Here is a 25,366-nt window from a genome sequence, read left to right as displayed (position 1 = left end):
CCGGTACGTGCGCGCCGTTCGGCGCGAGGGCGCGTCGGCCGTGCGCGTCGGGGGTGCCGCGACGGACGGCCTCGGGCAAGGCGTGCGGGACCCGGCGCCACCCGTCCCGGGCGGTACCGCGCCCCAACAGCGGCGGGATGTTCCGGGGATCGGTGTCGGTCTTGGGGTTGCTGCCGTCGAAGCAGCGACGTCAACATCGGCTCCCCCACGAGCCGCAGGCGGGCGGCTCCCGGTCCTCCTCCTCGTCAAGGCCGCCACCGTGCACGGCGCCGCCGAACCCGTGACTACCGCCCATCCGACGGGTTGTTCGACCCCGAGTCGATCGAAAGGACGGGGGACGCGGGGCCGAGCCTGGTGGCGCTGTCTCCGCCCCTCGCGATGCCGGACGGGTTCAGGTCGTGATCGCGTGGGGGGCCGGTTCCGGCAGGGGCCAGGTCGGGCCGGACGGGTCGTCGAACCATACGTGTTGGCCGCCGTCGGGCTCGACGCGCAGGCCGAAGCGTTCGGGTCCGGGGCGGCCCTGGGTGGTCCAGCGTGCGTGGGTGTGTTCGATGTCGGCCCACACGTCGCGTTCGCCGTGCACGGTGACCGAGAACGGGCCCTCGTCGCGGCCTCGGGTGTGGTCGACGTCGGCCCGGTTCGCCCCGGTGGCGTCGATCACCCGCAGGGTGCAGCACCACTCACCCGGCTGCGGGTCGTCGGCGCGGGCGGTGAGGAAGCGGTATCCGGGCAGCGTGGCGCCGACGACGAACGCGGCCTCGGGCTCCTCGGGTTGCACCGCCCACGGCGCCAGGTCCGACACGCGCTCGCGGGTGGGGGCGTCGTGGTCCACGGGCGGCGGGCTGTCGTCGTACCCGGCCGCCGCGGCGCGCAGCGGCATGAACGAGCCCAGGGCGGCGAACGGGCCGGTCGCTCCCCCGTCGTCGTCGCGGATCAGGCGGGCGATGCCGTAGGACGCCCACGGCGAGGTCCACGGGACCAGGAGCGTCCCGCCGGGGCAGGTCTGTTCGACCCACGCGGGCGGGACGGCATGGACGGAGCAGGTGGCGACCACTGCGGCGTACGGGGCGCGGGAGGGGTGTCCCAGGGTGCCGTCCGCGGTGACGATGTGCGGGTGCACGCCCGCGCGTTCGCAAGCGCCGCGAGCGGATCGGGCCAGGTCCGGGTCGATCTCGACGCTGACCACTTCTCGGCCGGTGGCGGCGCGCAGGAGGCAGGCGTTCCACCCGGTGCCCGCGCCGATCTCCAGGAACGGGCCCGTGGTCGGGTCGAGCAGGGCGAGCATCGCCGCCACGACCGAGGGCTGCGAGGCGGACGAGGTGGGCCAGTCCTCACGACCGGGCGCGCCATCCACCTTGGTGATCACCGGGATGTCGTCGTACGCCACGTCCCACCACGCCTGTTCGTCGATCGAGCGGTCTACGGGGCCGGTGTCGGTCCGGACGCGGTCCGGCAGGAACAGGTCCCTGCGCACGGTCGCGATCGCCTCGCGCCACCGCGGGTCCAGGCCGGGAACCGACGCGGCCACGGTGTCCGCGAGCCGGGCGGCACGCTCGAGCGGGTCGTGCACACTCACTTGCCGTCCTTGGGGTCGTCCTTCTTGTGCCGCCCCGGGACCGGCGCCGGCTTGGAACCGTCGGGACTCGGCTTCTGCTGACCGAAGTCCTTGTCACCCTCGTGCTCACCCACCGCGCGACCTCCCCCACCCTCGACACGCGCCTGCTACGGAACGAGCGTCCTCGCCCACACCACGTGATCGCAAGAACGAGGAACCTCATGCACTCGGACTCTCGCCGCCTGCGGCACAGCGACGTGAGGCATGAACCCCTGTGCGACCGGACGCCTCCCTGACGTGTTGGGGGTTGCGATCGCGGCGTGAATGTCGAACCGGCCGCTCTGGGTCACTCGTCCTCGGGTGCCGCGCCCCGCGAGTCGCCGTCGTCAGGAAAGTCGTTGTCCGCTACGAAGTCGGATGACGAAGACGGCGTGGCGTTCGCGGATTGGCTGGCTTGTTGCAGCGACTCGAAGTAGGCGTTGCGGGCCGTCGCCGCGAGGCCGAGATCCGGCATCATGCCTTCGAGGTAGGACCTTTCGGTGCGGGTCGGGGTGCGGCGGGGCCTGGATGAGTGGTCGGCCATTCCGGCCTCGCCGGATTCGCGGCAGCGGGCGGCCCATCGGACGGCGGTCGGGACCGAGACCTGGAAGCGTTCCGCGGCGCCTCGCAGGGCCACGCCCGTGCGGCGGCCGTGGCGCGACGCGGCGGACGGGCGGGTGCAGCCGTGGGTCCCGCAGGTGTTCGTCCGGTACGCGGACGGCACCGCACTGTTGGCCGACTGCCCGAGCCGGGCCGAGGCCGGTGGGGAGCAGGTGTCGAAGCCGCGACGGTGACAGCAGCGGCGTACGAGGCCGCGCTTCGTCGTTCCTTCGGGAGAACAGGGCCGTCGCGAGCGTGCTCGGCCGCCACGACCCGCATCGCGACCGGCGCTGGATCACCCTGGGGCCGAAACGTCCCCGGCGACCACGCCCGGTGACATCCGACGCATCATCTCGACATCACCCGCACGAGCATCGACCACTCGATCATCGGTGCGCGGCGGTCCGGAGCCCGATCCGGGTGGCCCCGCTCTCCGCGGACACCCGCGCGGGCGGGATTCACTTCGGCTGGTCTCCACAGAACTTGTGTTCCGCCGCCACGGGGTCGCGGGGGATGCGCAGTGTCGTGCGGTGGTAGGAACCGGCGAGGTTGCGGAGGAAGCGGCTCGGGCTCAATGGTGCGCGGGTGGAGTCGAGGAGTTCCTTCAGGTCGCCGCACGAAAGTGCGTGCCGGGCGGCGGCCAGGTTCTCGGGGTCGACGCCCAAAACGCCGGGGGCCGGCAACTCGTTCGTCGCAGGGTCGAGTTCGAGGGCGAGGAGCCAGACGTCGTCGATGTGTTTGCGGTGGCCCGGCCATTTGTGTTGCCAGCCCGGCGTGTATTCGAGGTGCGCGCCGACGGTGTTGGCCAGGCCCCAGATCTCGACGATGTACTGGTCGAGCGGGACCACTTGGCCGGTGACTCCGAGGAAGCCGCCCGGGATCGATACTCGGGCCGGGGCGTGATCCGGGTTCAGCGGCAGCATCATGGTGGACCGGCCATCGGGTCCGAGTCGCAGCAGGACGGGGCGATTCGCGGCCAATCCCGCGGCCGTCGACTCACGCAGTCCGGGGAACGCGAGGACCCAGTCACGCGTGTGGTCGGCGTTGGAGGTGCCGGTGATGCGGATGTCGCTGTCGCGAACCCGTGCGGTCGTCGAGGCGTCGTGCCCGTGGTAGGCCGCAGGGTGCCACGGGCCCACACAGGCCACGGCCCACACCCCCACGAGCGCGGCCACCGGGCTCGTCCGGCGTGTCGCGGGTAGCAGCAACCCGGGCATGAGTGCCAGGAACATCGCCGGGAGCAGCATCCGGGCATGCATGTAGTCCCCGCCGAGGTTGATCACATAGACCGTGACGACCAGGGCCGACACGATCGGTGTGAGCGGCACCACCAGCTTGCGCCGGTCGGTCCGCGACCGGATCGACCAAGCCGCGAAAACGGCGAGGAACAGCAGCGCCGGCACGTACAGGACGTAGGGCGCGGTGAAGTCCCAGAGGTAGCGCATTCCGCGGCCCGGGTCGCTCGTGCCGGCCTCCTTCGTGAGCGCGGGCATCGGGACCAGCAGGCCGTAGTAGCCGGCACGGAGGATCTCGTACGCGATCGGCAGCGCGCTCGCGGCCGCGATCCGTGCGACGCACGCGCCGCGGCCCGGCCGCGCCACGAGCAACGCACCCACGAGGAACACCCCGGTCACGAGCGCCAGATCGGGCCGCACCAGGACCCCGAGCCCGTACCAGACGGAATCCGCGCACGCCCGACCCGCGCTCGTCCCGCTGCGGGAACGCACGAGCAGCCACCAGCAACCGGCGAGCCAGAACGTGCCGAGCCCGGTGTCCAGACCGGCGGTTGCGTAGTCCCAGAAGACCGGCACCGCCATTGGCACCAGCACACCCGCGGGAAGGAGCAACCTGCCCGCGGGCTCTGTGTACAGCCGCCTGGTGGCGTCGAGTGCGACGGCCACTCCCGCCGTGGTCAGCACCAGCCCCGCCATGACCGCGACGAACCCCAGGTCGCCCGGCGTGATCGCGCCGAGGAGAACCAGCAGCCACTGCCACAGCGTGCTCGTATTGGCCTCGACGCGCTCGTCCACGTTCAGCACGGGGCCGTTGCCGGCGAGGATCTGGCGGACGGTCCGCAGGAAGATGACGCCGTCGTCGGCGAGAGCCCGATGCCGCCACCCGAGCACTCCCAACACGATCGTGGGCACCACCACGGCCAACGCGTTTCGACGTCGAAACCGTGCGGGGAGGCCGGGTACCGACGGGTCGGGGGGCTCGGCTGCGGCTTCGTCGATGCCAACCGGGAGGAGCGACGGGTTGGCCATGGATCCTCGGGTCTCATTGTTGTTCGGACACGGGCTCTCGACCCACATTTGCGGACGGCCCGGTTCCCGGGCGCACCTTGCGAGACGTTGATCGGCAGACCGGCAGAATCGATGGGGGAAACGTGACCGTTGTTCCGGGACGGCGACGTGATTCCGGGGATGGTGATTGGTGTGGGGGCCGAGGTGTTGGGGATTCGCCGGGGCGCTTCCATTGGCCGTCCGGGTGACGGCTGAGAAGCCGTCTTCTTATCGAACTTGGCGTCGGTTTATAGGACTTGGATCCTCGTTGGGTGATGTTGCTGCTGTCGGCACATGAGGGCAGGGCCTCTTGGAACCTCGGTGGTTGTCGAGACCGTACGAGATGTCCAGAAGGCCCTGTTGTCACGGTTGTACGTGGTTGCGGGAGGCAAGTCCAATCCGTTCCGCCCTGAGTGTGACTGCCTCGCGCACGTGTACGGGAACGCGGGCGGCCGACCGGTCCGGGCGCGTGCGTATCCGTCGGAGATGACGGACGCCGAGTGGCGGCTCGCGCGGGCGTCGTTGCCGGTGCCGGCGTGGCTGGAGGGCCGGGGCGGGGCGGGGCGGGCAGCCGGAGGCGTACTGCCACCTCGCCCGACACGAGCGGGCGTTCGCATCCTTCGGGTGAAGTCCTCGCGCCCCGCCCGGGGTTGCCGACCCGGTGGGTAGGTGCCGTTCGTGGGGTCCACACGTTCGCTGTCGGCGGCTGTGCGGGCTGTGCCCCGCGATGGAATGAAGGAGAAGGCGTCGACCACGTGTGCGGTCGACGCCTTCTCCGCGTCTCACGAGCACCGACGGAGGGGAAGGCCGGCGGCCCGTGGACGGGTCGTCACGTCTCGCCCCGCCGGATCCGGTCGGCGATGGACCCGTGCTTGGCCCGCTTCACGGACTCTCGATGCTCCGTATGTCGGTCGAGGTGGGGAACGCCGGACGGAAGCCGCGAATCAGCGGTAGCCCGGCGTTGCCGCCCGGCGGCCCCGGGGCGGGAGGGTGGCCAGGAGGCCGCCGAGGAGTGCGGCCGTGGGGGTGGTCGCCGCCAGGGCCCAGCCGAGGCGGTTGCCGCGTCGGCGTTCGCAATCATGCAGAGCGGTGCGGACGGCCTCCTTGGTGTCCACCTTGTCGACCCCGCCCAAGAGCGTGACGATGGGCCGATCACCGTGCGCACCCCCCAGCACCGAGGCGCATATGGCGCCGCCGTACGCGTTGCCCCCGCTACCGGTGGGTGTCGCCAGCAGCCCCAGTGTTGCGGCCACGCCCACCGCGATACCCAGCCAGCCCCACCCGCGTCCCATGCTCGCCTCTCCCGCACCACGGCATCGCCGGCAACGATACGGGGTCCGTACGCACCGCGCGCAGCACGTCGACGCGGGCGGTGAACTCCGCTCATCGCACCCGAATTCCGTCCGGCTTGTCGATGTCCGATCCGGTCGGCGGTGCGCTGGTGGAGGTAGGACGTGAGTTGGGGGAGTGTCCCGGGCCGGTGCGCGTCCGGATCGAGCGCGGTTGCCACTCCGGCGATCGATTCTTTGAACGGTTCGCGTTCCCCGAGCCGTGCCGGGAACGCCCCCACTCGATCAGCGAGGCCCGCCCGGCGAGTTGCGCCCCGCATCCCCACCACTGAACAACGGCGTGGCGGCCGCCGTGTCGATGCCCGCGTAGACGAAGGTGGCGCCGATGCGTTCGGTGAGGTCTCTTCGACAGGTCGGCGGTTTCGGCGCCGGTGGTGGTGCGGGGGTTGAGGCGGCGGCGTATCCGCGCCCGGTTAGGGCACCCCACACGACCTGACGTGTGCCCTCCCGGCACAACTCCGCTTGGAGCATGGTCCGCACGCGACCGCGTCGGTCTCGACAAGGGCACCGTCGCGTCGGAGGCGATACTCTCCCCCGGATTGAGTATCGGTACTCGTGCCCGCGCACGCCGCCTCTCCCTAGCATCGGTCCCATGCCCGAAACCACAGACGCAGCCAACAAGCCCGGCCGCAGCCCGATCACCCTCTTCGTCATCGCGGTCGTCTGCGCCATGCTGGTCATGGCCCTGATCGACATGGCTGCACTTTTGACCATCACCGCTGACGGCGAAGCCTGCGCGGGGCGCTGCTCGTTCGATCCGGTCGAGCGCAGCGACCGCTTGGTCCTGTGGGCCCGACTCAGTGGTGTCGCGGCCTTGGTGAGCATGTTCCTGACCGCCGGCCTGCCGCCCCGTATCCGTTGGTACGTGGGCCTGTCCGTTCTGGGCGCCGGCTTTGTGCTGCAAGCGGTGGCCCTCACGTCCTGAGTGTCCGCGCCATCTGTGCGCGCAGCCCGTGGCGTGCCCGGCCTCCGCCCATCGATGGACCCACGGGGGCGGCGACGGGTGCCCGGAACAGGCGAGCCCACCGTGGAAACCGACGCCACCTCCGGCGGATCGGTGTGCGAAAGAGCATTTTGTCCCGTGAATCATAGTGGTTCAAACTTCAGGTGTAGCGCCAGTTCGGGATGTCTTCGTGGGTGAGTCGTCTGCTCATGAGGTGAGCCGGCCGAGGGTCCGCCCGACGATCCAACGTCTGGGAAAGACCTTGAATCCCTTGACGGTCAGGTCGCGTTGGACGACCTCGACGTCGATGCCCGGGGCTGCGCCGTGCGCGATCGCCGTGGTGCGGTAGCCGGCGTCGGCCCAGGCCTTGGTGACGCGGGGGTGGGTCGGCGATCGCCGAGAGCGGGTGGGATGCCGCCGACGTTGTCGGAGACGCTCGCGGCGGTGACCGACTGCGGCGAGCAAAAGGCCGACGGCGTCGACACCGACCTGGCGTTTCCTATCCGTGATTCTCTTGCCGGCATCGATGCCTCGACCTGCGGTGGGGACGTTGGCGGAGGTCTTGACGCTCTGCCACATCGGCAGCCTCGGCCGAACAACCGCCGTCGACCACCGGTGCCGGCATCGGGGCGCGAGCCTCGGGGCCCGGCGCCGTTCGTCGAACCCGCGCACCCCCTTCGCCCCGCCCGTGCCCGGAACGACCGTGTCGCTGTCCGACAGACCGGCAGGTTCCCGCCGGGGCCCCTCACGGAACACGACCGAAGTCCTCGCCGGCGCACGTACTTTGCCGTCGGCCACACCTCTGCTGGACGCGCTTCCCTTATGACGTCCCGAGGGCGGGATCGGCGTCTCCTTCCCCATCGACTCCGGATCCGCGTTCGCCGCGAGGCCGGCCGACCACCTGCGTTCCCTGGGCAGGCGTGTCCTGTCCTGGGAGGAGGCGACGAGTCGTCGTTTCCACCTGGCGGTGGCCGCCGCGAAACACCCGGAGAGGCGCCACCTGGACGCCCCGCTCGTGGTGATGCCGCACGGCGCCGGGCTACAACCGCCTGGTCTCGCAGTCCACCGGTGACATGGAGTCGCTGCCCGCCGGATTGTCGCGACGCGAGTCGACCCACGACGGCCGGGTCTTCCCCGCCGTCATCGGGTCGTCGCACGAAGAGCAGCGCGAACGCCTCCGTCGATGAGTTGAGAGCCGATCCGCTTCTCGGTGATCTCGGCCCGGCCCTATTTGATCTTGCTCGCGCGAAGGGTCCCGTTGGGGAGAGCAGGCCCGCGCCAGGCTTTCCGTGCCGGGTCCTGTGATGCGGAAGGCGGGGTAACGGGCGCTCACTCGCTCGCGCCAGGGGTGGGGCGAGGGGTGTTTCCCTTGGATTTGGGGCCGGGGCGGCGGCTGGGTGCGGCGCGGGCGCGGATCTCTTCGGTGGCTGCCCGGTAGGCGGGGGCCGCGTGGGTGAAGTAGTCGAAGAGGACCTCGCGCTGTTCGGGTGTGTAGCGGTCCAGGACCTCGGCGATCAGTCGGCGGGCGGGGCCGACCACGTCCTCGATGTCGGGGAAGGTCTCGGCTGAGGCTTCGACGATGACCCGTCGGCGGTCGGCCGCGTCCGAGGAGCGGCGCACGTAGCCGGCCTTCTCCAGCCGGTCGATGAGCCGGGTCGTGGCCCCGGTGGTCAGGCCGGTGCGGGCGGCCAGGTCACCCGAGGTGATGCGTCCGGCCAGAGTGATCAGGCTGACCGCGTACCACTCGGTGGGCTGGAGGCCGGCGGCTTCCGCGCCGGCCATCCCGTGCAGGCCCACCGCGTCGAGGTACCGGCGGAAGATCACGTGCTGGTCTCCGGGCGTCTCGTTTGCCATCGCTGTGGATGCCCCCTAGGCTCATAGTTGCAATGATGCAGATATTGTTTGCAAACAGATTCTGTTTCATCTTAACGAACAGGATGACGGCATGACCACACAGGACGACAAGACGGCCATTACCGCGGTGATGGCCGAGATGAACCGTGCGTGGGCCCGCAACGACGCCGACGCGTATGGGGCACTGTTCACCCAGGACGCCACGTACGTCACGTTCGTCGGGACGTACTACAGCGGCAGGGCCGACATCGTGGAGTGCCACCGCACGCTGTTCGCGAAGTTTCTGAAGAACACCAAACTCGCGGGGGAGATCACCGACATCCGGTTCCACGGTCCGGATACCGCGGTCGTCACCGGCCGCGGCGACACCTACAAGGGCGCCGCCGCGCCCCGGTCGTCGAAGTTGTCGAAGGTGCAGACGTGCACGTTCGTGCGAGAGCCGGACGGGCAGTGGCGGGTGGCGGCCTTCCAGAACACCCAACGCAAGCCGCTGTTGGAGGCCATCTCCTTCAGGACCGCCCCCGGCACCATCCCGGCCGCACAGAAGTAACCGGGTCTATGCCCGGTGCACGGCTCTGGTCACCGCCTCACCCACACCGGCGCGGGCTGCGACCACAACGCGAAGGCCAGGAAGGCTTCGCCTACAACGGCGCCGGCGCCGAAGCGGGCACAATACACGTCGATGGAACTGACAACGCGCCTTCTGCACACGCGAGTTGCCGCCTCGACGGGTGCGGTGGGCGACTCCTACGACAGTGAGGATGGGGGCACCGTCGCCGGGGCGTCCTGACTGGTGTTACGACTGACCCCTCGGGTGTCCTTGCTGTTGATCTGTCGGTCACTCCGTCGGCAGGTGTGATGCGGCCCGTCGGCCGCGCGGGCGGTGACCGAATGGGAGCCTGTTGCCCCGGGCACTCGTCACAGTCCTGTCCTCCCGCCCGGCCGACGGTCTCGCACCGACCGCCGCTCCCGGGAGGTGAACCAACAACCATGACCGGCATCCTGCAGGCGGATCCGAGGGTCCTGCCAATCGGTTTGCGGGCGGTCAACGCCGGCGGCAGACCCGGGAGTTGCGCCAGGGCGTGAGGGCCGTGCTCGCCGGCAGGGCCAGGGAGTACGTCAGTCGTCCGAGTTTCGACAGATAGGTGTCATCGGGGAGTATGCGGGCTATTGTGCGATACCGGTCCGACGTCATCGACGCTTTCGGCCTTCGCACGGCGATTCGACCGTCTCGGAAGGCGGGTGCTCGTCCGCTCAGTGCCGGTCCGCTCCGGGTACTCGAGGAGAAGGGTCACGGCTTGGCCGCCCGGCACGGCTGTGGCACCGGATGTCGCCGGCACGGCGCGAATCTCACCGTGGCCCTTGGAGCGCGACACGCGCCCGGCGTGTTCGACGACCGGGCCGGCGACCGGCGGCGTGGCCGGAGTCGTGAGTGTGCGGCGGAGTTCGGCGCGTAGTCGTATATGGAACTCCCGTCTCGCCCATGTGCCTGGTTCTGGTCCCCGGGCACCTGGCGAATTACGCCTCGCGCGAGAGAGCGTCGACGCGGTCTGGTGCCAGGCGCGCCGGCGCGTTCGAACGTCCGAGAGAACGTTTTGCTCGTAGTCGGTCCGCGATCGCGCGGCCTGGCCCCGGCGTCCCGCACGGGGCTTCCACATCACGTCGAGCGGGTGATCGGGCGGGCTCCCCCGGACCGGAGCACGCGTCGTCCCACGCCGTCCCCAGTCGCTTCCGCTGTGGATTTCGCCCGCGGTACGGGCTTGTTGATCGGCCGCAACTCCCGCAGTGGGTGTGATCCTTGGTCCCCCGGGAACACGTTCGGCCGACCTGCGTCACAGGAGCGACCGCGGAGGTGGGGACGTGAACGAGTACGCCCGAGGAGTACCGGAGTCGCCGATGGAGTGGGGGCTGCTGGGAGTGCTCCTCGCCGTCTTCGGTGGGGCCTTCCTGATTCGCGCCCTGTTGCGCAAGAGGAGGGGACAGCCGGTGAGCACCCGGGGAGACGAGGATTCGACCCGGCCCACCGACGGCCCCAGCAGGAGCGCGTGGAAGTGGTGGCTCGGCGCGGGAGCCGCCGCCTACGTGGTGACGGTGATCGTCCGATCGGTGATGGGCGAGAACGGTGTCGAGGTGTGGCTGTTCCCGGCGCTCATCTTTCCCGCCTGCAGCGTGCTCCTCCCGGCCAGAACCGCGCTCTACGCCTGGAGCGCGCGCAAGGGCGACGAGTTCCGGGCGCGCCGACGGCACGAAAAAGGCGAGGACACCGCATCCGCCGGGCGCTGAAGCCGCTCGCTGCCCGCCCGGGCGGGGGTGATCCCGACCTTCGATGTCTCTCCCCCGACGTTCGCCGGCCGCCCACGTCGTTTCCAAGGCCCTGACCCGGGGGCGAAGCCCGGTTTCGGTGCGCGGCCGGGCGCCCGACGCCGTCGCCGCACTCACCGGCACCCGCGGCCGCTCCCGCGAAGAAGGCCCGCGTGAAGAACGCCCCCACCACGAAACCCGTCCCCGAACCGGCGACGGGGCGACCGGTTCGGACCCACCTGCGCGACGAGATCGCCGAACTCCTGGACAAGACCGGCGAACCCATGAACGTCCGCCGACTCACCGAAGCCCTCGGCGAAACCGCCACCAAGAGCCGCATGGAAAGCGTCCGCCCCCCACCGAGGGCCTCGCCAAAGCCGGACGGGCGCAGCGCGGCGGACCTGACACCGGCGCAGCGGGCGGCGTTGGCCAAGGTCGGTGTCGACGTCACCGAGCAGGACGTACAGCCGGCTGCGCCGGCGTCGGCGGCGCGGGTGGATCGGTGGACGCTCACCCTCGCCGCAGCAGCAGCGTTCCGCGAGCGCGAGGGGCACCTGACCGTCCCGCGCAAGCACGTCGAAGCGGTCGAACACGACGGCGAGACACACCCGGTCAAGCTCGGCGTCGCCCTCGCCAACGGGCGACAACGACGCGCCACATACCCGCCCGAGCAGCTCGATGCGCTCTCCGCACTCGACATGCGATGGACCTGACTTCGGCCACAGACGGTGGAGTGATGCGAGGTCCGGGACGGGCGCCTGTGGTCGTGATCCGTGGAAGCTCGGACAGTGTCGGGTTGGGGCGTCATGATGGCCGGTCAGGGCATTGCGGAGTCGTTGATCGGCAACAGGAGTCATATGAGCGAGCCGTCCGAGTTCGGTTTCGGGATCAAAGCGGTCACATTGGCCGACGGGTGGGTCATCGAGCTTTCCTTCGATGGGCTGACTGTCGTCACGGGCGGCAACAACTCCGGAAAGAGTCTGTTTCTCCAGGAACTCGTATCGAGCGTGGCGACGCCCCCGCAGGGGGTGGGACGGTGGATTGCCGGGGTCGAGGCCACATGGCAGGGTGACGCGGATGCGTTCGTGGACTGGCTGATCGGGCGGGGTTTGCTGCAGAGTTCGAACAACGGCGTCGATGCCTTTTCAGTGGTGGACCCGACTCTCGGGCGGCCAGCCACCAGGGCTCATCTGACTCAGGCTTGGCAGAACTGCGACATCGCCCCCATCGGCTCGGCCCTGATATCCGGGCTGTCGACGGGCTCGCGGCTACAAGAGGGTGCGAGTGCGCCGCAATGGGATCGCGGGACGCAGCAGCCTTCTCATCCGGTACAGCACCTTTGGCTGGACAAGACTGTGCACGAGCAGTTCTCGATCTGGGTGGAAAGAGCCTTCGGTCAGAGGATTGTCATCAATCGCCACAATCTGCAGATCAATCTCCAGTTGAGCGTGGAGAGGGAACCGGACGAGGTGAGTCCGCCCGCGCCCGCGAGCTATCTCGAGTGGTTTGCCGCGCAGCCGTCCTTGGCTGAGCAGGGCGATGGCGTCCGGAGCTTCGTTCATGTCCTGCTCCAGGCGTTGGTCCGGCCGGCGGCGGTCGTGGTGATCGACGAGCCGGAGGCGTTCTTGCATCCGCCGCAGGCTCGGCTTCTCGGCAAGATCCTCGCGGAGGAGACGCGTGCGGCATGCCAGGTGATCGTCGCGACGCACAGCGCGGATTTTCTGCACGGGGTGCTGGAATCGAAGCCCGACAACACCCGGTTGATCCGTCTGTCGAGGACGGCGGAGCACCAGGATGTGCATGTGCTCGGGCCGGGCGATGTGCGGGAGATCCTGACGGATCCGTTCACTCGATACGCCAACATCGTGTCCGGCTTCTTTCACGACGGTGTCGTGGTGTGTGAGGCCGAGGGTGATTGCCGGTTCTACGCGGCGACTCTCGAGGCCATGGTGTCCGCCGTTCCCGCGACTCCCGACCCGAACCTGGCGTTCATCCACGTGGGCGGGAAGGCCCGGCTGGCGGTGGCGGTCCGCAAGCTGCGCAGTCTCGGGATTCCCGCCGTCGTCATCGCCGACATCGACATGCTCGACACCAAGCCCCGCGTCCGACAGTTGGTCCAGGCCCTGGACGGTGAATGGGATCGGGTCGCCCCTCACTTGGACCTGCTCCACCGGGCCGCGGGAGCGGTCGTGCGCAGCACGCAGAACGTCGCCCATGTCAGGAAACGGATGAACGAGATCCTGGGCTCGTCGAACGGCCAGGACACGCTCAGCGTCACCCAGACGAACGCCATCGCCGAACTGGGCAAGAGGTCGACGTACTGGAAGGACCTCAAGCGCTCCGGGCTCCGCGGGCTGGACGGGCAGGAGTACAACGCGCTCGAACAACTCCTGTCCTACCTGGGTGATCTCGGGGCCCTTCTGGTGCCCGTCGGTGAACTCGAGCGCTGGCACCCCGGCATCGGAGGCAGGGACAAGAACGCCTGGATCTCCGACGTCTTCGAGCAGGAGAAACACCTGACCCCACCGGACGAACTCGCCCACTTGACCAAGCGCTACCTCGAGCATCTGACCCGCCGACCGCCGACCTCCCGGACTCGCGGGTGAGATGATCGACCCTCGACGTTCCAGGTGTCGGTCTTGCCGGCGAGGCGGTGCAACAGCACGGTGGCATGGTCGAGTTCGACGGTTCCACGGAGTTTTTTCGGGCCGGGGCGCCCGGACCCGAGGCGCGCTCGGGATCGAAGGCGCGGGGGTGGCACGAGCCGGGGCGCGGACCTGAACACCGGTCCGCGAAATTCCCTGGTGCCCGAAGAACGGTGCCGGTTGATCGTCGGGGTCCGCGAAGCCGTCGCTATCCGTGCTATGTTGATCCCAGTTGCAGTTGTGGTACCCATGAACTTTGTGTGCACCTGACGGGCGTGTTCCGTGGGTGCATTTTTTGTTTGGCCGGTCATCTCCGGGTGGGCTCCTTGCGGCGACGCGGAATCGCACATCGTGGATTCCGGAACTGCTCCCCCAACGAAGGAGAACGACATGGCGACGACCGGCACCGTGAAGTGGTTCAATGCGGAAAAGGGCTTCGGCTTCATCGAGCAGGACGGCGGCGGCCCGGACGTCTTCGCCCACTACTCGAACATCGCCGCCCAGGGCTTCCGTGAGCTCCAGGAAGGCCAGAAGGTCTCCTTCGACGTGACGCAGGGCCAGAAGGGCCCGCAGGCGGAGAACATCGTTCCCGCCTGACGCCCTTTCGGTGCCTCCGTGCGAGGGCCCGCCACCGTGAGGTCGCGGGCCCTCGCACGGCGTTTGTGAATTTTTGCCGCAGCCCGCCCGTCCCTCTTTCCCGAGGTCGTGGCGACGCACGCGACGCGGTACCCCTGCCCGGTAGGCGGCAGTCGACGGCTTACGACCGCGCACCGCCCACCGCTCCCGGACTTCGCAGTCCGTTCGAGTCGGCCGCCTTTTTTGACGGCGCCGCGCCTTTCGAAGTGTGTTCGCGCGGATTTTTCTTTCGCCCCACTTCGTTTCTTCTTTTCATTTCGGCTCGTTCTCGAGGTACCTTGCGCGGCTTTCGGCTGCCGGGTCTCCGCGGTACGTGCCGTGTCGAGGAAGGTTCCCCGTGAACCCGAACGCCCGCTCCACCAATTCTTCGTACACCTCCTCTTCCCGCGGCCGTAGCGGCGGCACCGGCGGCTACGCCCGCTCGGCCTCCGGCGGCAGCGGCTACGGCCGTTCCGGCGCCTCGGGTCGCTCCGGCGGCTACGGCCGTTCGGGCGGCTCCGGCGGCCATGGCGGCTACGGCCGTCGCTCCTCCGGTGTCCGAGGGGAGTTCGCGCTTCCGGTGACCATCACCCCGGCGCTGCCCGCGGTGGCCGCCTTCGCCGAGTTGGACATGCCGTCCGAGCTGCTGGCGACGCTGACCGGTATGGGCATGACCGAGCCGTTCCCGATCCAGGCGGCGACGCTGCCGAACTCGCTGGTCGGCCGCAACGTGCTGGGCCGTGGCCGGACCGGGTCGGGCAAGACATTGGCCTTCGGCCTGGCGTTGCTCGCCCGTACCGCCGGCCGGCGCGCCGAGCCCAGGCACCCGCTCGCGCTGGTGCTGGTGCCCACCCGTGAGCTGGCCCAGCAGGTCACCGACGCCCTGACGCCGTACGCCCGTTCGCTGCGACTGCGGATGGCCACGGTGACCGGCGGCATGCCGATCGGCCGCCAGATCACCGCGCTGCGGGCGGGCGCCGAGGTGGTCGTGGCCACGCCCGGCCGGCTCAAGGACCTTCTCGACCGCGGCGCCTGCGTGTTGGCCGACGTCGATGTCACCGTCCTGGACGAGGCCGACCAGATGGCCGACATGGGTTTCATGCCCCAGGTCACCGAACTCCTGGACCAGGTACGCCCCGACGGTCAGCGGATGTTGTTCTCCGCCACCTTGGACCGCAACGTCGACCTGCTGGTGCGCAAGTACCTGCACGACCCGGTCGTGCACTCGGTCGACCCCTCGGCCGGCGCGGTCACCACGATGGAGCACCACGTACTGCACGTGCAGGGATCGGACAAGAACGCCACCACCACGCACATCGCCGCCCGCGAGGGCCGGGTGATCATGTTCCTCGACACCAAGCACGCGGTCGACCGGCTCACCGCGCACCTGCTCGACAGCGGCGTCCGCGCCGCCGCGCTGCACGGCGGCAAGTCCCAGCCCGAGCGCACCCGCACCCTGACCCAGTTCAAGTCCGGCCACGTCACCGTCCTGGTCGCCACCAACGTCGCCGCGCGCGGCATCCACGTGGACAACCTCGACCTGGTCGTCAACGTCGACCCGCCCAGCGACCACAAGGACTACCTGCACCGCGGCGGTCGTACCGCCCGCGCCGGCGAGTCCGGCAGCGTGGTCACCCTGGTCCTGCCCGGCGAGCGCCGCCAGATGGTCCGCCTGATGTCCGACGCCGGGATCACGCCGCAGACCACCCAGGTCCGCTCCGGCGAGGCCGAACTGACCCGGATCACCGGTGCCCAGGCGCCCTCCGGAATCCCCGTCGTCATCACCGCGCCGGTGGTGGAGCGCCCCCGCCGCACCGGCAGCGGCTCCTCCTCACGCGGACGCCGCAGCGGCTCCGCCCAGGCCCGCCGCTCCGGCCCGGCCACCCGCCCCGCACCCCGCGCGGCCACCGCCGCCTGACCCGCGCCCCGCGACATCCGGCCCTGAAGAGCCGGCCACACCCGCCCAACCGGCGGACACGGCCGGATACTTCAGGGCCTTCGCCGTCCTCGGGACCCTTCGCCGCCCCGGACCCGTCGGCGGCGCAAGCCGCGACCATCGTGGTCGTCGGCGTCGTCCGTCTCCAGGCCCAAAACGCCCAGGCGTTCGGCCCCGTCCCTCAGGGGCAGCCACAAACGCCTGATCCGCGGCTCCGGCAGCCCGTCCTCGTCGGCGCCGGTCGGGGCCTCCACGATTTCGGCGCACTGGAAGGCGCGACCGACCGGCGTGGCATCGACGCGCAGCTCCGCCTCGGAGTCCCCGTCCGCGGCACCCTCGCCCTGTCCCCGGCCCAGGACCGGGCGCAGCAGTTGTCGCTGCACGTCCACGAGGTAGACCAGCGGACGGGACAGGCCCGGCGGTCGGGCGTGCGCGGTGATCAGAGCCGGAAGGTCCTCCAGGACGGCGTGGCGACTCGCCCGGAGCAGACCGCCTGCCGTGGCCACACCGTTCGAAAGAGGATTCGCACGGCATCCTGTTCTGATTGCCCGCGTCTCCGGCGGTCGATCACGACGATGTCGCCGAGCGCGTGCCGGTCGGGCGGCATCCGGAAGTAACAGAGCCGCCCCCCGCGACTGTCACAGCGGCCGAGCCCGCGCCTTTCCGGGTGGCTCGGGCAGTGGTTGCCTGCGTATTCCGGCGTCTGGGAATCGACCGGTTCGTCCTCGGGTTTGCGGCGCGTCCGTCAGCGCGCGTGCCCGGCCGCGGTGCTGCGGGTACCGGGGAGTCCGTGGCGGGCGGCGATGCGCGTGGCGCTGTTCGTGAGGCAGCTCGCGATGTCGCGCAGGTGGGACCTGTTGTACGAGTCGGTCGTCCAGCCGAGGTCGCCCATGCCCTTGACGGCCAGGCGCAACTGTTCCGCCGCCGCGGCCAGTCGCTTCGCCAGGGCGGCCATGTCTCCCGGATCTCGTTCCATCGTCTGCCTCCTGTCGTCGGATGGGCCCTCGGCCCGGGTAAATCCTGGCCGCGGGCTCTGCCGTGTTCCGGTAGGGGTTGCCGCTCGCGACGAGGACCTCGGCGGGTTCTCGGGGAGACTTGGGCCCGACGGTTTCGGTGGCGGCGATCCGCGCCGGGCGTCCTCGGCGGGTCAGGGTTTCTCGTGCGGCCGGGTCCCGTGCCTGTCGCGCAGTTCGGCGTTCAGGCGCAGGGCTTCTTCGAGTTGGTCCTCGAGGATGACGATGCGGCAGGCGGCGTCGACGGCGGTGCCCTGGTCGACGAGTTCGCGGGCGCGCTGGGCGATGCGCAACTGGTAGCGGGAGTAGCGGCGGTGGCCGCCCTCGGAGCGCAGGGGGGTGATCAGGCCGTACTGGCCGATCGCGCGCAGGAAGCCCTGCGAGGCGCCGATGAGTTCGGCCGCGCGGCCCATGGTGTAGGCGGGGTAGTCGTCGTCGTCGAGCCGGTCGGGCTTGGCTGGGGTCGAGCCGGAATCGGGGGCCATCGGCGCCTCTCTTGAGTTCACATTCGTCAAAGTCGTCGGGAAACGCGTCGAGGGGCCCTGGTGCCGTACGGCACCAGGGCCCCGAAAGAAATCCACACCATCCACCGACACCGACGTGTCGGCCTACCTGTTCCGCATCCGCCCCAACGAGTGGGGGCGCGGGGATCGCAATTGTGTGACCGTAGACCACCTTTCGTACCGGCGTCTCCACGGATCCCACTCGGCCGAAGTCTCACCGCGCCGAGCGGGCGATCCGGATGGCGTTCACTCCTTCCTCTCCTGTCCTGCGTGTGCAACGTGTACTGCCACCGCGGGTTACGACCGAATTGCAGGTACTGCCGGGTACTGCTCGTCCTACACGGCGGCCCATGGGGGCGCCCCTCGGTTTCTCCTCGGCCCGACAACCAGCCTCCGGAACCCTTGCCGAACAACGAACGGCCCCGGGACTCTGCTGTCGAACCCTCAACAACGCGCGCCAGTTCGTCTCTGTCGCGCCTCACTGATTCGCTTGGCTACGACAGAAAACATACCCACCGACTTCTTCGATGTCTACTCCCGGGGCGACAGATTTTCCGGCATCGTCGGATGTGGAATGGTTCCCCGGTTGCGCTTGGTCTCTTGTCGCTCCGAACCCCGCGGTGCGGCTCCTCGTTTCCTGCGGGGCCGACGGGCCACCGGATGTTTCGGCCGATGCGCTCGACCCCCGCCCACGTGCCGCCGCGGGCCGGCCGCCCGGGGCGGGCGGGTGACGGCGGCGATCGGGGCGGCGGGTCCGTCGTCGCCCGACGTCCGGTGCCGGTATCCCCGCGCGCGAGTAGCTAAAGGTCGGTTGGTAGGTGATCCGGCCCGCGAGGTGCCGCAGGTCGACGGGGTGATCGCGTTGCCCGGGCGTCGACGGCGTGGTGGTCGGCGCGGCGTTCGCGGGCCGGGGCGCGGCGTTCGCGGGCCGAAGGTGACGCTTCGTTCGCCCGGTGGTCCCGGCGAGTCCCGGGCGCGGTGGCGGCGTTGACCGCCCGTCGGCGGTGCCGCGTCCGGGGGTTGGGTCGGATCCGCCCGACCGGCACCCGCGTGGCGTGGGCGGTCTCGATCAGCCCGTCTTCTCCCGCCCGGGGAGTCCTGCGGGTCTCGCGCGGCAACGCCAGGGCCGGTTGGGGCCTTCGTCCGGCACCGGGGACCCGGCTTCGCCGGGTTGTGGCGTACAGAGGGCTGGTCGATGACTTGCGGACTGCGGCGACCGCCGGGAGGAACGCGGCCCCGGCCCCGAGGGAAGAGCGGGCCGGGAGCGCCGCGCCGCTGCGGATTGCTCCTCATCTTCGGGAACGCGTAGAGGGGCCCCGGCGCCGTGCGGCACCGGGGCCCCGAAGGAACTGCTACACCACCTGCCGGCCGTGACTACTGCGCCGGCCTCGTTTTTCCGCCCACCCGACCGAACTGCCGTCGGGGGTGCGGGGATCGCGGTTGCTCGACCGGAGACCACCTCACTATCGATGTCCTGCGGTACCCGGGCCCAAGACTTCCGCCCGGGCGATCCCGATGGCGCTCGGCTCCTCCGTTCTTCCCTCGAATATCGACTGCTTGACCTGCTCCACTGCGCACTACGGGTGGTGCGAACCTTCGGTGGCCTCTCACAGCGCCACCCTTCGACAGCCGGCCCCGTCGCCCGTCCTGCGTGCTGCTTCGGCTTGGAACCCCACCGTCGAACCTCCCGGTGCGCGCGCCCGCAGCCGACGCCTTCACCGAGGTACTGCTCACCCACTCCACTGCCGGGTACTGCGACCTGCACCTACCGGTACTGCATTGCGTCGACCACGACACTGCCTGCGGTGACCCCTGTTGCCGCGGGCCACCCGGTTCGGCCGTCGGTCCCGTCGCCCTCTCACTCCAACCGTGGCTTCGGAACCCCACCACCGAACCGTCCTGCGCACTGCGAACACCTGTACTGCCGCCCGGCAGTTCGTTCTCTGCCGGGCCCTTCGGTCTCTCTGGGCTACGAGAGAAACAATAGCCACACCACAACCCAATGTCTACTCTCGACACAACAGATTTTGCGGTGCCCGAAGAGGAGGCAATCTGCTCCGGCTTCGGGTGTCCCGGAAGCCCCGGGTCTCCGTCCCGGAGGCGGCTCGGGGCGTCCCGCACCGATGGAGATCGGGCACGGATGCCTCTGGGGATGGACGAGAGAAGGGGGTTGTCGCCGCTGCGATGCCGGCGCGGCGACGGCCGCGCTCATCATCGGGGAGCAACTGCCCGCGACCGGGACGGCCGCTCGTGGGCCGCCGCTTCGCCGATGGTCGGGGCGGCCGGTTCACTCAAGGGCGATCAACGTCGTCTTTCGGGGGCGTGCGGCTGCCGGCAGGACCGGTGGAGCCTCCGCCGGCACCTTTCACTTCCGGTCGTTGTCATGGACCACGGCCGTACCGACACCAAGCAAACCGCCGCCGCGATGTGCGCCGCCGGGCGTATACGGTGACCGTCGTGCTGTGGGAGAGCGAGGATGTGGCGTGCTTCCGCGACAGCCTCGTCGGGGCCCGGGGGCCGCCTCCCGGTTGGCCGCGCGGATCGGGCTGAGCGAGCACCGCCGTCCAGCCGCCCGCCTCCGCCACGTTCGATGAGAAGACTTCGGTAGCGCAGACGAGTCTGCCTTCGACGGCGACGGCGACGGCGACCGCCCGCCGGAGGTGGTGCCGTCGCTACCGCACCGCGCGTAGGCAGCGCTCGCCCTGGCTGCGGAGCGCGTCGGCGACCTCGGACGGCGCCTCGTCGAGGGTGAAGTCGACGTCCACCGAAGTGATCATCCAGACCAGGTCCCGGGGGGTTTCGGCGCCCAGGCGCAACAGACAGTTGCCGTCGTCGAGCGGTTCGACGACGCCCATGCCGGGCCAGATGCGTTGCAGGATCGTCTCGGCGGACTCGTGCAGCGTGACCGTCGCCTGACAGGGCCAGGTCCGCCAGGACAGTCGATGTGTGAGGTAGCGGGCCACGTCGCCGTCGGGCGGGTCCCGTGGCGCGAAGCGCGGTCCGGTCGGCGTGCGCGGGGTGAGCCGGTCGACGCGGAAGGTGCGCCAGTCCCGGCGGTCGGTATCCCAGGCGACCAGGTACCAGTACCTGTCGAAGTTGACGAGGCTGTGCGGTTCCGTGGTTCGGACCGAGTCGCCGTCGCGTGGGCCGGCGTAGTCGAAGCGCAGTCGTTCGTGCCGGCGGCAGGCGTCGGCGATGGCCATCAGCGTGTTCGGCGACACTTGCGGCGTGGGAGCGACACCGGCCCGGATCGTCGCAGCGTGCAGAGCTTGGACGCGGTGTCGCAGCCGGGATGGCAGGACCTGCTCCAGTTTGGTGAGCGCCCGCAGTGAGTTCGCCTCGATACCGGCCACGGATCCGCCCGCTGCGGTACGCAGCCCGATCACCACCGCGACAGCCTCGTCGTCGTCGAGGAGCAGCGGCGGCAGCGTCGCCCCGGCACCGAGGCGGTAGCCGGCGGTCCCCCGGGTGGCGTGGACCGGGTAGCCGAGTTCGCGCAGCCTTTCCACGTCGCGCCGAACCGTGCGGGGGGTGATCTCAAGGCGTTCGGCCAGTTCGGCGCCCGACCACTGGCGGTGGGTCTGCAGTAGCGACAACAGTTTGAGCAGTCGCGCGGAGGTCTCCAACATGAGGACAACACTGCCCGAAGCTTAGGAACGAAATCGCCCTAAGCGGCTCGTAGCGTGGTCGGCATGACGACGACAGAGGGCGTACGCCCCTTCCGTATCAACGTCCCGCAGACCGACCTCGACGATCTGAACGCGCGTCTGGCGGCCACTCGTTGGCCGGACGAGGTGGTCGGGGTCGGCTGGAGCCGAGGAGTGCCGGTCCGGTATCTGAAGGAGCTTGCCGAGTACTGGCGGACGTCCTACGACTGGCGGGCGCAGGAGGCCGCGCTCAACGAGCACCCGCAGTTCGTCACCACCGTCGAAGGGCAGAACATCCACTTCCTGCACGTGCGCTCGCCCGAGCCCGACGCGCTGCCGCTGATGCTGCTGCACGGCTGGCCGGGCGGGGTGGTGGACTTCCTCGACGTCATCGGGCCGCTGTCCGACCCGCGCGCGCACGGCGGTGACCCGGCCGAGGCGTTCCATCTGGTCGTCCCGTCACTGCCGGGGTTCGGTTTCTCCACGCCGCTGGCCGGGCCCGGGATGGGTGCGGCCCGGATGGCCACGGTGCTGGCGCGGCTGATGTCCCGCCTCGGGTACGCGCGCTACGGGGTCCAGGGCTACGACACCGGCGCGTGGGTCGCCCCCGCACTGGGCCGGCAGGACACGGAACACGTCGTGGGGATCCACGTCAACGCCCTGATCACCTTCCCGATCGGCCTGGAGGGCGAGACGGAGGGCCTCACCGAGGTCGAACAGCGCCGTTGGCAGGCGATGCAGGACTTCAACGACGGCTACCTGCAGTGCAACGCCAAGCGGCCGCAGACCGTCGCGTACGGCCTCAACGACTCGCCCGTCGGTCAACTCGCCTGGATCGTCGAGAAGTTCAAGGAGTTTACCGACCCGGAAGACGGCCTGCCGGAGGACAGCGTCGATCGCGATCGCATGCTCACCGATGTGGCGCTCTACTGGTTCACCGGCACCGCCGCGTCGGCCGCGCAGGTGTACTACGAGGAGATCTCCGCGAACTCCTGGAGCGGGGACGGCGACTGGGGGACGCAGTCGGTCAAGGAGACCGCCTCCTGGGGTGCGGAACCCGAAGTCCCGGCCGAAGAATACAACGACGGGACGGACGGCGGCACCGAATCCTGGCCGACCGCCGAGCGCGGCACCGTACCGACCGGCGTCCTGGTCTCAGCCCACGACGTAAGCATCCGCCGGTGGGCCGAACGCGACCACTACGTGGTGCACTGGAAGGAACTCGACCGCGGAGGCCACTTCCTGTCCATGGAGGCCCCCGACCTTCTGGTCGCCGACGTCCGCGCGTTCTTCCGAAACCTCCGCTGAGGGAGTCGTAGAACGCCACCCGGTGCCGGCGGGTGCCGGAGTGCTTCGGCTTCGCTCCTATTCCGCCTCTCGGCCCTGCCCAGCCCGGTCGGACGGACCGAGGTGCCTGGGCGGGGCGGCCGCCGACGGACGTCAACGCCCGTCGAACGCCCGGGAGCCGCGGCGGCCGTGCTCATGGAGGCGTACCCGGTCGATTCGGCACCGACGACCGAACCGGGAGTGGCCCTGCGGCCCATCCACCGGGAAATCCCACTCCGGCGGCGAGTGGTCGTCGAACGCCTCGTCCACAGGCGCGGTGATGGCGGTGGGGGTGTCGGTGAGGCAGTGGCGGGGCTCGCACGGCACGCGGAAGTCGACGGTCCCGGACGTGCGTTCGCGGCAGTGGTTGATCACGTCGGCGACGGAGCTCGCGGCGACGGGGCGGCACGGGTCGTTGGGGCCGGTCGCCGCGTAGGGCATGAACGAGACGTGGACGACGCCGAGTTCGCGCAGAGCGTCGACCATGGCGGGCATCTCGGGGAGGTTGTCGGCGGAGACCAGGGCCTCGGCCATCACGGTCATTCCCGCGGCGACGCCGGCGCGGATGCCGCCGATGGCCTGGGTTTAGCCGGCGGGGTTGAGGGCGAGGGCGTTGTGGGTGGCGGCCTGGCCGTGGAGGGAGACCGGCAGGACGCGCACGCGGTGGGCGGTGAGCCACGCGGCGAAGGTGTCGTCGACGCGGACACCGTTGCTGAACAGCTCTGGAACGAATGGCGCGTCGGGCCGCCGGTCCGCTCCCTCGAACCCTCGTCCTCCGGGTCGATGGCGAGGATGCCGCTTGACCTCAACCTCCCTTGAGGTGTGAGAGTCATGTCATCGAACGGCGAGACGAGGAGATTCCGATGACACGGCCCGAGATCCTGGTGACCGGCGCGACCGGAAAGGTCGGCGGCGCGCTGGTGTCCCGACTGCACGCGGCGGGCGTGCCCGTGCGGGCGTTGGTGAGAGGGGAGGCGGACTTCCCGGAAGGTGTGCGGGCGGTACGCGGCGATCTCGGTGATCCCGCGTCGCTGGACACGGCCCTGCGGGGCGTCGACGCGGTCTTCCTGGTGTGGCCCTTCATGAGCGCCGAGGGCGCATCGGATGTGATCGACGCGATCGGAAAGCACGCCCGACGGGTGGTGTACCTGTCGTCCGCCGGCGTCGGGAGCGAGGAGGAGAAGCCGGGCGAGGCGATCACCATGTTCCACACCGAGCTGGAGCGGCTGATCGAGGCATCGGGCCTGGAGTGGACGGCGCTGCGGCCCACCGGGTTCGCGAGCAACACGCTGGGCTGGGCGGAGGAGGTCCGCACCACCGGTGCGGTACGGGCGCCGCTGGCGCGGTTGGCCCGTCCGCTGATCCACGAGGCGGACATTGCCGCGGTCGCCGCTCGGGCGCTGACGACCGACGCCCTGCTCGGCGCCCGCCCGCTGATCACCGGCCCCGAACCGGTCACCCAGGAACGCCAGGTGGCGCTGATCGGCGAGGCGATCGGGCGGCCGGTGCGGTTCGAGGAGATCACCCTGGACGAGGCCGGCGCGCAGATGAGGGCCGCGGGCTGGCCGGCGGAGCTGGTGGAGGCCGTGTTGCCGGCCCAGTTGGAGATGCTCGACCACCCGGAACCGGTCAACGACGAGGTGGAGCGCATCACGGGTACCCCGGCCCGATCCTTCCGGGAGTGGGCGGTGGACCACGCGGCGGACTTCCGCTGAAAGAGCGTTTGGTGTGGGCGAATTACTCCCTATGCCCTAGTAGGTTCCTCGCCAGGTTGGTGTGGTCTCGTCCGTGATGCGCTTGGCGAGGTTGTCGATCGCGGCGACGTGGATCATGGCTTCGGAGCCGGCGGTGAGGGTCTCGTAGTCGCGGGCGAGACATCGGCGCATCATGATCCATCCGATACTCCGCTCCACTACCCAGCGCCTTTTGAGGACGTGAAAGCCACGGACTCCGGGTTTTCTGTCCACGACTTCGACGTCGACGTCGATTCCGAGCCGGGCGCCGTGCTCGACGACGGCTTTCTTGAAGCCGATGTCCACCCAGCTCTTGGCGATGGTCGGGTACGTCTTCTCGGCCTGGCCGAGGAGGCGTATTCCCAGGGCGTTTTCGGAGAGGCTCGCGGCGGTGACGGTCACGGCGAGGACGAGGCCGATCGTGTCGGTGAGGATGCCCCGCTTCCGGCCCACGAGGACCCCATCTTTCCCTTGCCGCTTGACGCGTTCCTCGCATCGGATGTCTTCTTTGCGGCGTCCGTTCCTTGGCTGGTAACGGGCACGTTGGTGGAGGTCTTCACGCTCTGGGTGTCGATGACGGAGCCTGTGGGTTCGGGCTTGCGGCCCTCCTTCACGCGGGCCGGTGCGGTCGGGTCGTAGTTGAGCCGGGCGAAGATTCCCTCGTCGCGCCGGGCCGCGTAGTAGGCGTAGACCGTGGCGTGGGTCGGAAATTCGTGCTGGAGGTATTTCCAGAAAATTCCGGTGCGGTTCACGTAGAGAATCGCGTTGAACACGTCGCGGAGGTCGACTCTGGCCGGCCGGTGGGTCTGCGGTCGAGCCGGGCTTTTCTCCAGGCCGTCAACGTCGGCTCGATCAGGGCCCATCGGGCGTCGGACAGGTCGCCGGGGTGCGGCTTCCGCCGGCTCACGGACGAGCTCCTACACGAACAGCGGCGCCACGGAAGGTACTTGGCCGATAGGGGTTTCTGTACATCGACAAGCCAGACGGAATCCGGGGTGCGATGAGCGGAGCAATCAGGCGCCCAA

Annotated in this window: 19 protein-coding genes and 3 pseudogenes; 10 read left to right on the top strand and 12 right to left on the bottom strand. The window is 69.8% G+C overall.

Annotated features, from left to right (window positions below; genetic code table 11):
• Positions 1-391: 391 nt before the first annotated feature.
• From ACWCPW_RS47080 to ACWCPW_RS47065, 4 genes and pseudogenes are all read right to left on the bottom strand, one after another.
• A complete protein-coding gene (locus ACWCPW_RS47080) occupies positions 392-1,576 on the bottom strand; it encodes a methyltransferase domain-containing protein (protein ID WP_449767795.1) in 1,185 nt (394 codons plus the stop codon).
• A gap of 499 nt (positions 1,577-2,075) precedes the next feature.
• Positions 2,076-2,234: pseudogene (locus ACWCPW_RS47075) on the bottom strand (leucine zipper domain-containing protein); the annotation flags it as partial.
• Between the two features lie 418 nt (positions 2,235-2,652).
• Positions 2,653-4,347, bottom strand: a complete 1,695-nt coding sequence (locus ACWCPW_RS47070) for a hypothetical protein (RefSeq protein WP_449767794.1) — start codon at positions 4,345-4,347, stop codon at positions 2,653-2,655.
• A gap of 1,073 nt (positions 4,348-5,420) precedes the next feature.
• Positions 5,421-5,768, bottom strand: coding sequence for a hypothetical protein (locus tag ACWCPW_RS47065; protein WP_449767793.1), 348 nt, complete (start codon positions 5,766-5,768; stop codon positions 5,421-5,423).
• A 649-nt stretch (positions 5,769-6,417) separates the two neighbouring features.
• Here ACWCPW_RS47065 and ACWCPW_RS47060 point away from each other — a divergent pair.
• Positions 6,418-6,750, top strand: a complete 333-nt coding sequence (locus ACWCPW_RS47060; protein ID WP_449767792.1) for a hypothetical protein — start codon at positions 6,418-6,420, stop codon at positions 6,748-6,750.
• Between the two features lie 240 nt (positions 6,751-6,990).
• Here the strand turns inward: ACWCPW_RS47060 and ACWCPW_RS47055 are convergent.
• Both ACWCPW_RS47055 and ACWCPW_RS47050 read right to left on the bottom strand, forming a co-directional pair.
• Positions 6,991-7,341, bottom strand: a pseudogene (locus ACWCPW_RS47055) (transposase); the annotation flags it as partial.
• 756 nt (positions 7,342-8,097) lie between these two features.
• Complete coding sequence (locus ACWCPW_RS47050) at positions 8,098-8,622, bottom strand: MarR family winged helix-turn-helix transcriptional regulator (protein WP_449767791.1); 525 nt, start codon at positions 8,620-8,622, stop codon at positions 8,098-8,100.
• A gap of 91 nt (positions 8,623-8,713) precedes the next feature.
• Here ACWCPW_RS47050 and ACWCPW_RS47045 point away from each other — a divergent pair, with 91 nt between their 5' ends.
• The 6 genes from ACWCPW_RS47045 to ACWCPW_RS47020 all read left to right on the top strand — a co-directional run bounded on the left by ACWCPW_RS47045 (position 8,714) and on the right by ACWCPW_RS47020 (position 16,101).
• On the top strand, positions 8,714-9,172 hold the full coding sequence (locus ACWCPW_RS47045; protein ID WP_449767790.1) for an SgcJ/EcaC family oxidoreductase: 459 nt from the start codon (positions 8,714-8,716) through the stop codon (positions 9,170-9,172).
• Between the two features lie 1,310 nt (positions 9,173-10,482).
• Complete coding sequence (locus ACWCPW_RS47040; RefSeq protein ID WP_449767789.1) at positions 10,483-10,905, top strand: hypothetical protein; 423 nt, start codon at positions 10,483-10,485, stop codon at positions 10,903-10,905.
• Positions 10,906-11,096: 191 nt separating this feature from the next.
• On the top strand, positions 11,097-11,636 hold the full coding sequence (locus tag ACWCPW_RS47035; RefSeq protein WP_449767788.1) for a helicase associated domain-containing protein: 540 nt from the start codon (positions 11,097-11,099) through the stop codon (positions 11,634-11,636).
• 144 nt (positions 11,637-11,780) lie between these two features.
• Positions 11,781-13,529, top strand: coding sequence for an AAA family ATPase (locus tag ACWCPW_RS47030; protein WP_449767787.1), 1,749 nt, complete (start codon positions 11,781-11,783; stop codon positions 13,527-13,529).
• Positions 13,530-13,958: 429 nt separating this feature from the next.
• Entirely contained in the window at positions 13,959-14,165 is a 207-nt protein-coding gene (locus ACWCPW_RS47025; protein ID WP_020554951.1) for a cold-shock protein, read from the top strand.
• A 376-nt stretch (positions 14,166-14,541) separates the two neighbouring features.
• A complete protein-coding gene (locus tag ACWCPW_RS47020; RefSeq protein WP_449767786.1) occupies positions 14,542-16,101 on the top strand; it encodes a DEAD/DEAH box helicase in 1,560 nt (519 codons plus the stop codon).
• Positions 16,102-16,172: 71 nt separating this feature from the next.
• Here the strand turns inward: ACWCPW_RS47020 and ACWCPW_RS47015 are convergent, their stop codons facing one another.
• The 4 genes from ACWCPW_RS47015 to ACWCPW_RS47000 all read right to left on the bottom strand — a co-directional run bounded on the left by ACWCPW_RS47015 (position 16,173) and on the right by ACWCPW_RS47000 (position 21,264).
• The gene (locus tag ACWCPW_RS47015) at positions 16,173-16,625 is read right to left on the bottom strand and encodes a hypothetical protein (protein WP_449767785.1); all 453 of its coding nucleotides are present in this window, start codon (positions 16,623-16,625) and stop codon (positions 16,173-16,175) included.
• A gap of 239 nt (positions 16,626-16,864) precedes the next feature.
• Complete coding sequence (locus tag ACWCPW_RS47010) at positions 16,865-17,095, bottom strand: hypothetical protein (protein WP_449767784.1); 231 nt, start codon at positions 17,093-17,095, stop codon at positions 16,865-16,867.
• 171 nt (positions 17,096-17,266) lie between these two features.
• Positions 17,267-17,617: a MerR family transcriptional regulator gene (locus ACWCPW_RS47005; RefSeq protein WP_449767783.1), complete on the bottom strand. Its 351-nt coding sequence runs from the start codon at positions 17,615-17,617 to the stop codon at positions 17,267-17,269.
• A gap of 2,690 nt (positions 17,618-20,307) precedes the next feature.
• A complete protein-coding gene (locus ACWCPW_RS47000; RefSeq protein ID WP_449767782.1) occupies positions 20,308-21,264 on the bottom strand; it encodes a helix-turn-helix transcriptional regulator in 957 nt (318 codons plus the stop codon).
• Positions 21,265-21,327: 63 nt separating this feature from the next.
• On the opposite strand from ACWCPW_RS47000, the gene ACWCPW_RS46995 reads away from it, so the two are divergent.
• Positions 21,328-22,590: an epoxide hydrolase family protein gene (locus tag ACWCPW_RS46995; RefSeq protein ID WP_449767781.1), complete on the top strand. Its 1,263-nt coding sequence runs from the start codon at positions 21,328-21,330 to the stop codon at positions 22,588-22,590.
• Positions 22,591-22,722: 132 nt separating this feature from the next.
• Here the strand turns inward: ACWCPW_RS46995 and ACWCPW_RS46990 are convergent, their stop codons facing one another.
• Entirely contained in the window at positions 22,723-23,094 is a 372-nt protein-coding gene (locus ACWCPW_RS46990) for a hypothetical protein (protein WP_449767780.1), read from the bottom strand.
• Here ACWCPW_RS46990 and ACWCPW_RS46985 point away from each other — a divergent pair.
• Positions 23,059-23,427, top strand: coding sequence for a hypothetical protein (locus ACWCPW_RS46985; RefSeq protein WP_449767779.1), 369 nt, complete (start codon positions 23,059-23,061; stop codon positions 23,425-23,427). The two genes, ACWCPW_RS46990 and ACWCPW_RS46985, sit on opposite strands and share 36 nt — an antisense overlap.
• A gap of 44 nt (positions 23,428-23,471) precedes the next feature.
• Positions 23,472-24,323 (top strand): NAD(P)H-binding protein, encoded by an 852-nt coding sequence (locus ACWCPW_RS46980; protein WP_449767778.1) that lies wholly within the window; start codon positions 23,472-23,474, stop codon positions 24,321-24,323.
• Positions 24,324-24,359: 36 nt separating this feature from the next.
• Here ACWCPW_RS46980 and ACWCPW_RS46975 read toward each other — a convergent pair.
• Positions 24,360-25,248, bottom strand: a pseudogene (locus tag ACWCPW_RS46975) (IS5 family transposase).
• Between the last annotated feature and the right edge of the window lie 118 nt (positions 25,249-25,366).

It is taken from the genome of Embleya sp. NPDC001921 (assembly GCF_053594475.1).
Note: the sequence above shows the minus strand (reverse complement) of the source record. Positions and strands in the feature narration are given on the sequence as shown.

Excerpts from the sequence above, each read along its gene's own strand:
- ACWCPW_RS47065 (WP_449767793.1), bottom strand. The coding sequence starts at position 5,768 with ATGGGACGCGGGTGGGGCTGGCTGGGTATCGCGGTGGGCGTGGCCGCA.
- ACWCPW_RS47060 (WP_449767792.1), top strand. The coding sequence starts at position 6,418 with ATGCCCGAAACCACAGACGCAGCCAACAAGCCCGGCCGCAGCCCGATC.
- ACWCPW_RS47050 (WP_449767791.1), bottom strand. The coding sequence starts at position 8,622 with ATGGCAAACGAGACGCCCGGAGACCAGCACGTGATCTTCCGCCGGTAC.
- ACWCPW_RS47045 (WP_449767790.1), top strand. The coding sequence starts at position 8,714 with ATGACCACACAGGACGACAAGACGGCCATTACCGCGGTGATGGCCGAG.
- ACWCPW_RS47030 (WP_449767787.1), top strand. The coding sequence starts at position 11,781 with ATGAGCGAGCCGTCCGAGTTCGGTTTCGGGATCAAAGCGGTCACATTG.
- ACWCPW_RS47025 (WP_020554951.1), top strand. The coding sequence starts at position 13,959 with ATGGCGACGACCGGCACCGTGAAGTGGTTCAATGCGGAAAAGGGCTTC.
- ACWCPW_RS47010 (WP_449767784.1), bottom strand. The coding sequence starts at position 17,095 with ATGGAACGAGATCCGGGAGACATGGCCGCCCTGGCGAAGCGACTGGCC.
- ACWCPW_RS47005 (WP_449767783.1), bottom strand. The coding sequence starts at position 17,617 with ATGGCCCCCGATTCCGGCTCGACCCCAGCCAAGCCCGACCGGCTCGAC.
- ACWCPW_RS47000 (WP_449767782.1), bottom strand. The coding sequence starts at position 21,264 with ATGTTGGAGACCTCCGCGCGACTGCTCAAACTGTTGTCGCTACTGCAG.
- ACWCPW_RS46995 (WP_449767781.1), top strand. The coding sequence starts at position 21,328 with ATGACGACGACAGAGGGCGTACGCCCCTTCCGTATCAACGTCCCGCAG.
- ACWCPW_RS46990 (WP_449767780.1), bottom strand. The coding sequence starts at position 23,094 with ATGGTCGACGCTCTGCGCGAACTCGGCGTCGTCCACGTCTCGTTCATG.
- ACWCPW_RS46980 (WP_449767778.1), top strand. The coding sequence starts at position 23,472 with ATGACACGGCCCGAGATCCTGGTGACCGGCGCGACCGGAAAGGTCGGC.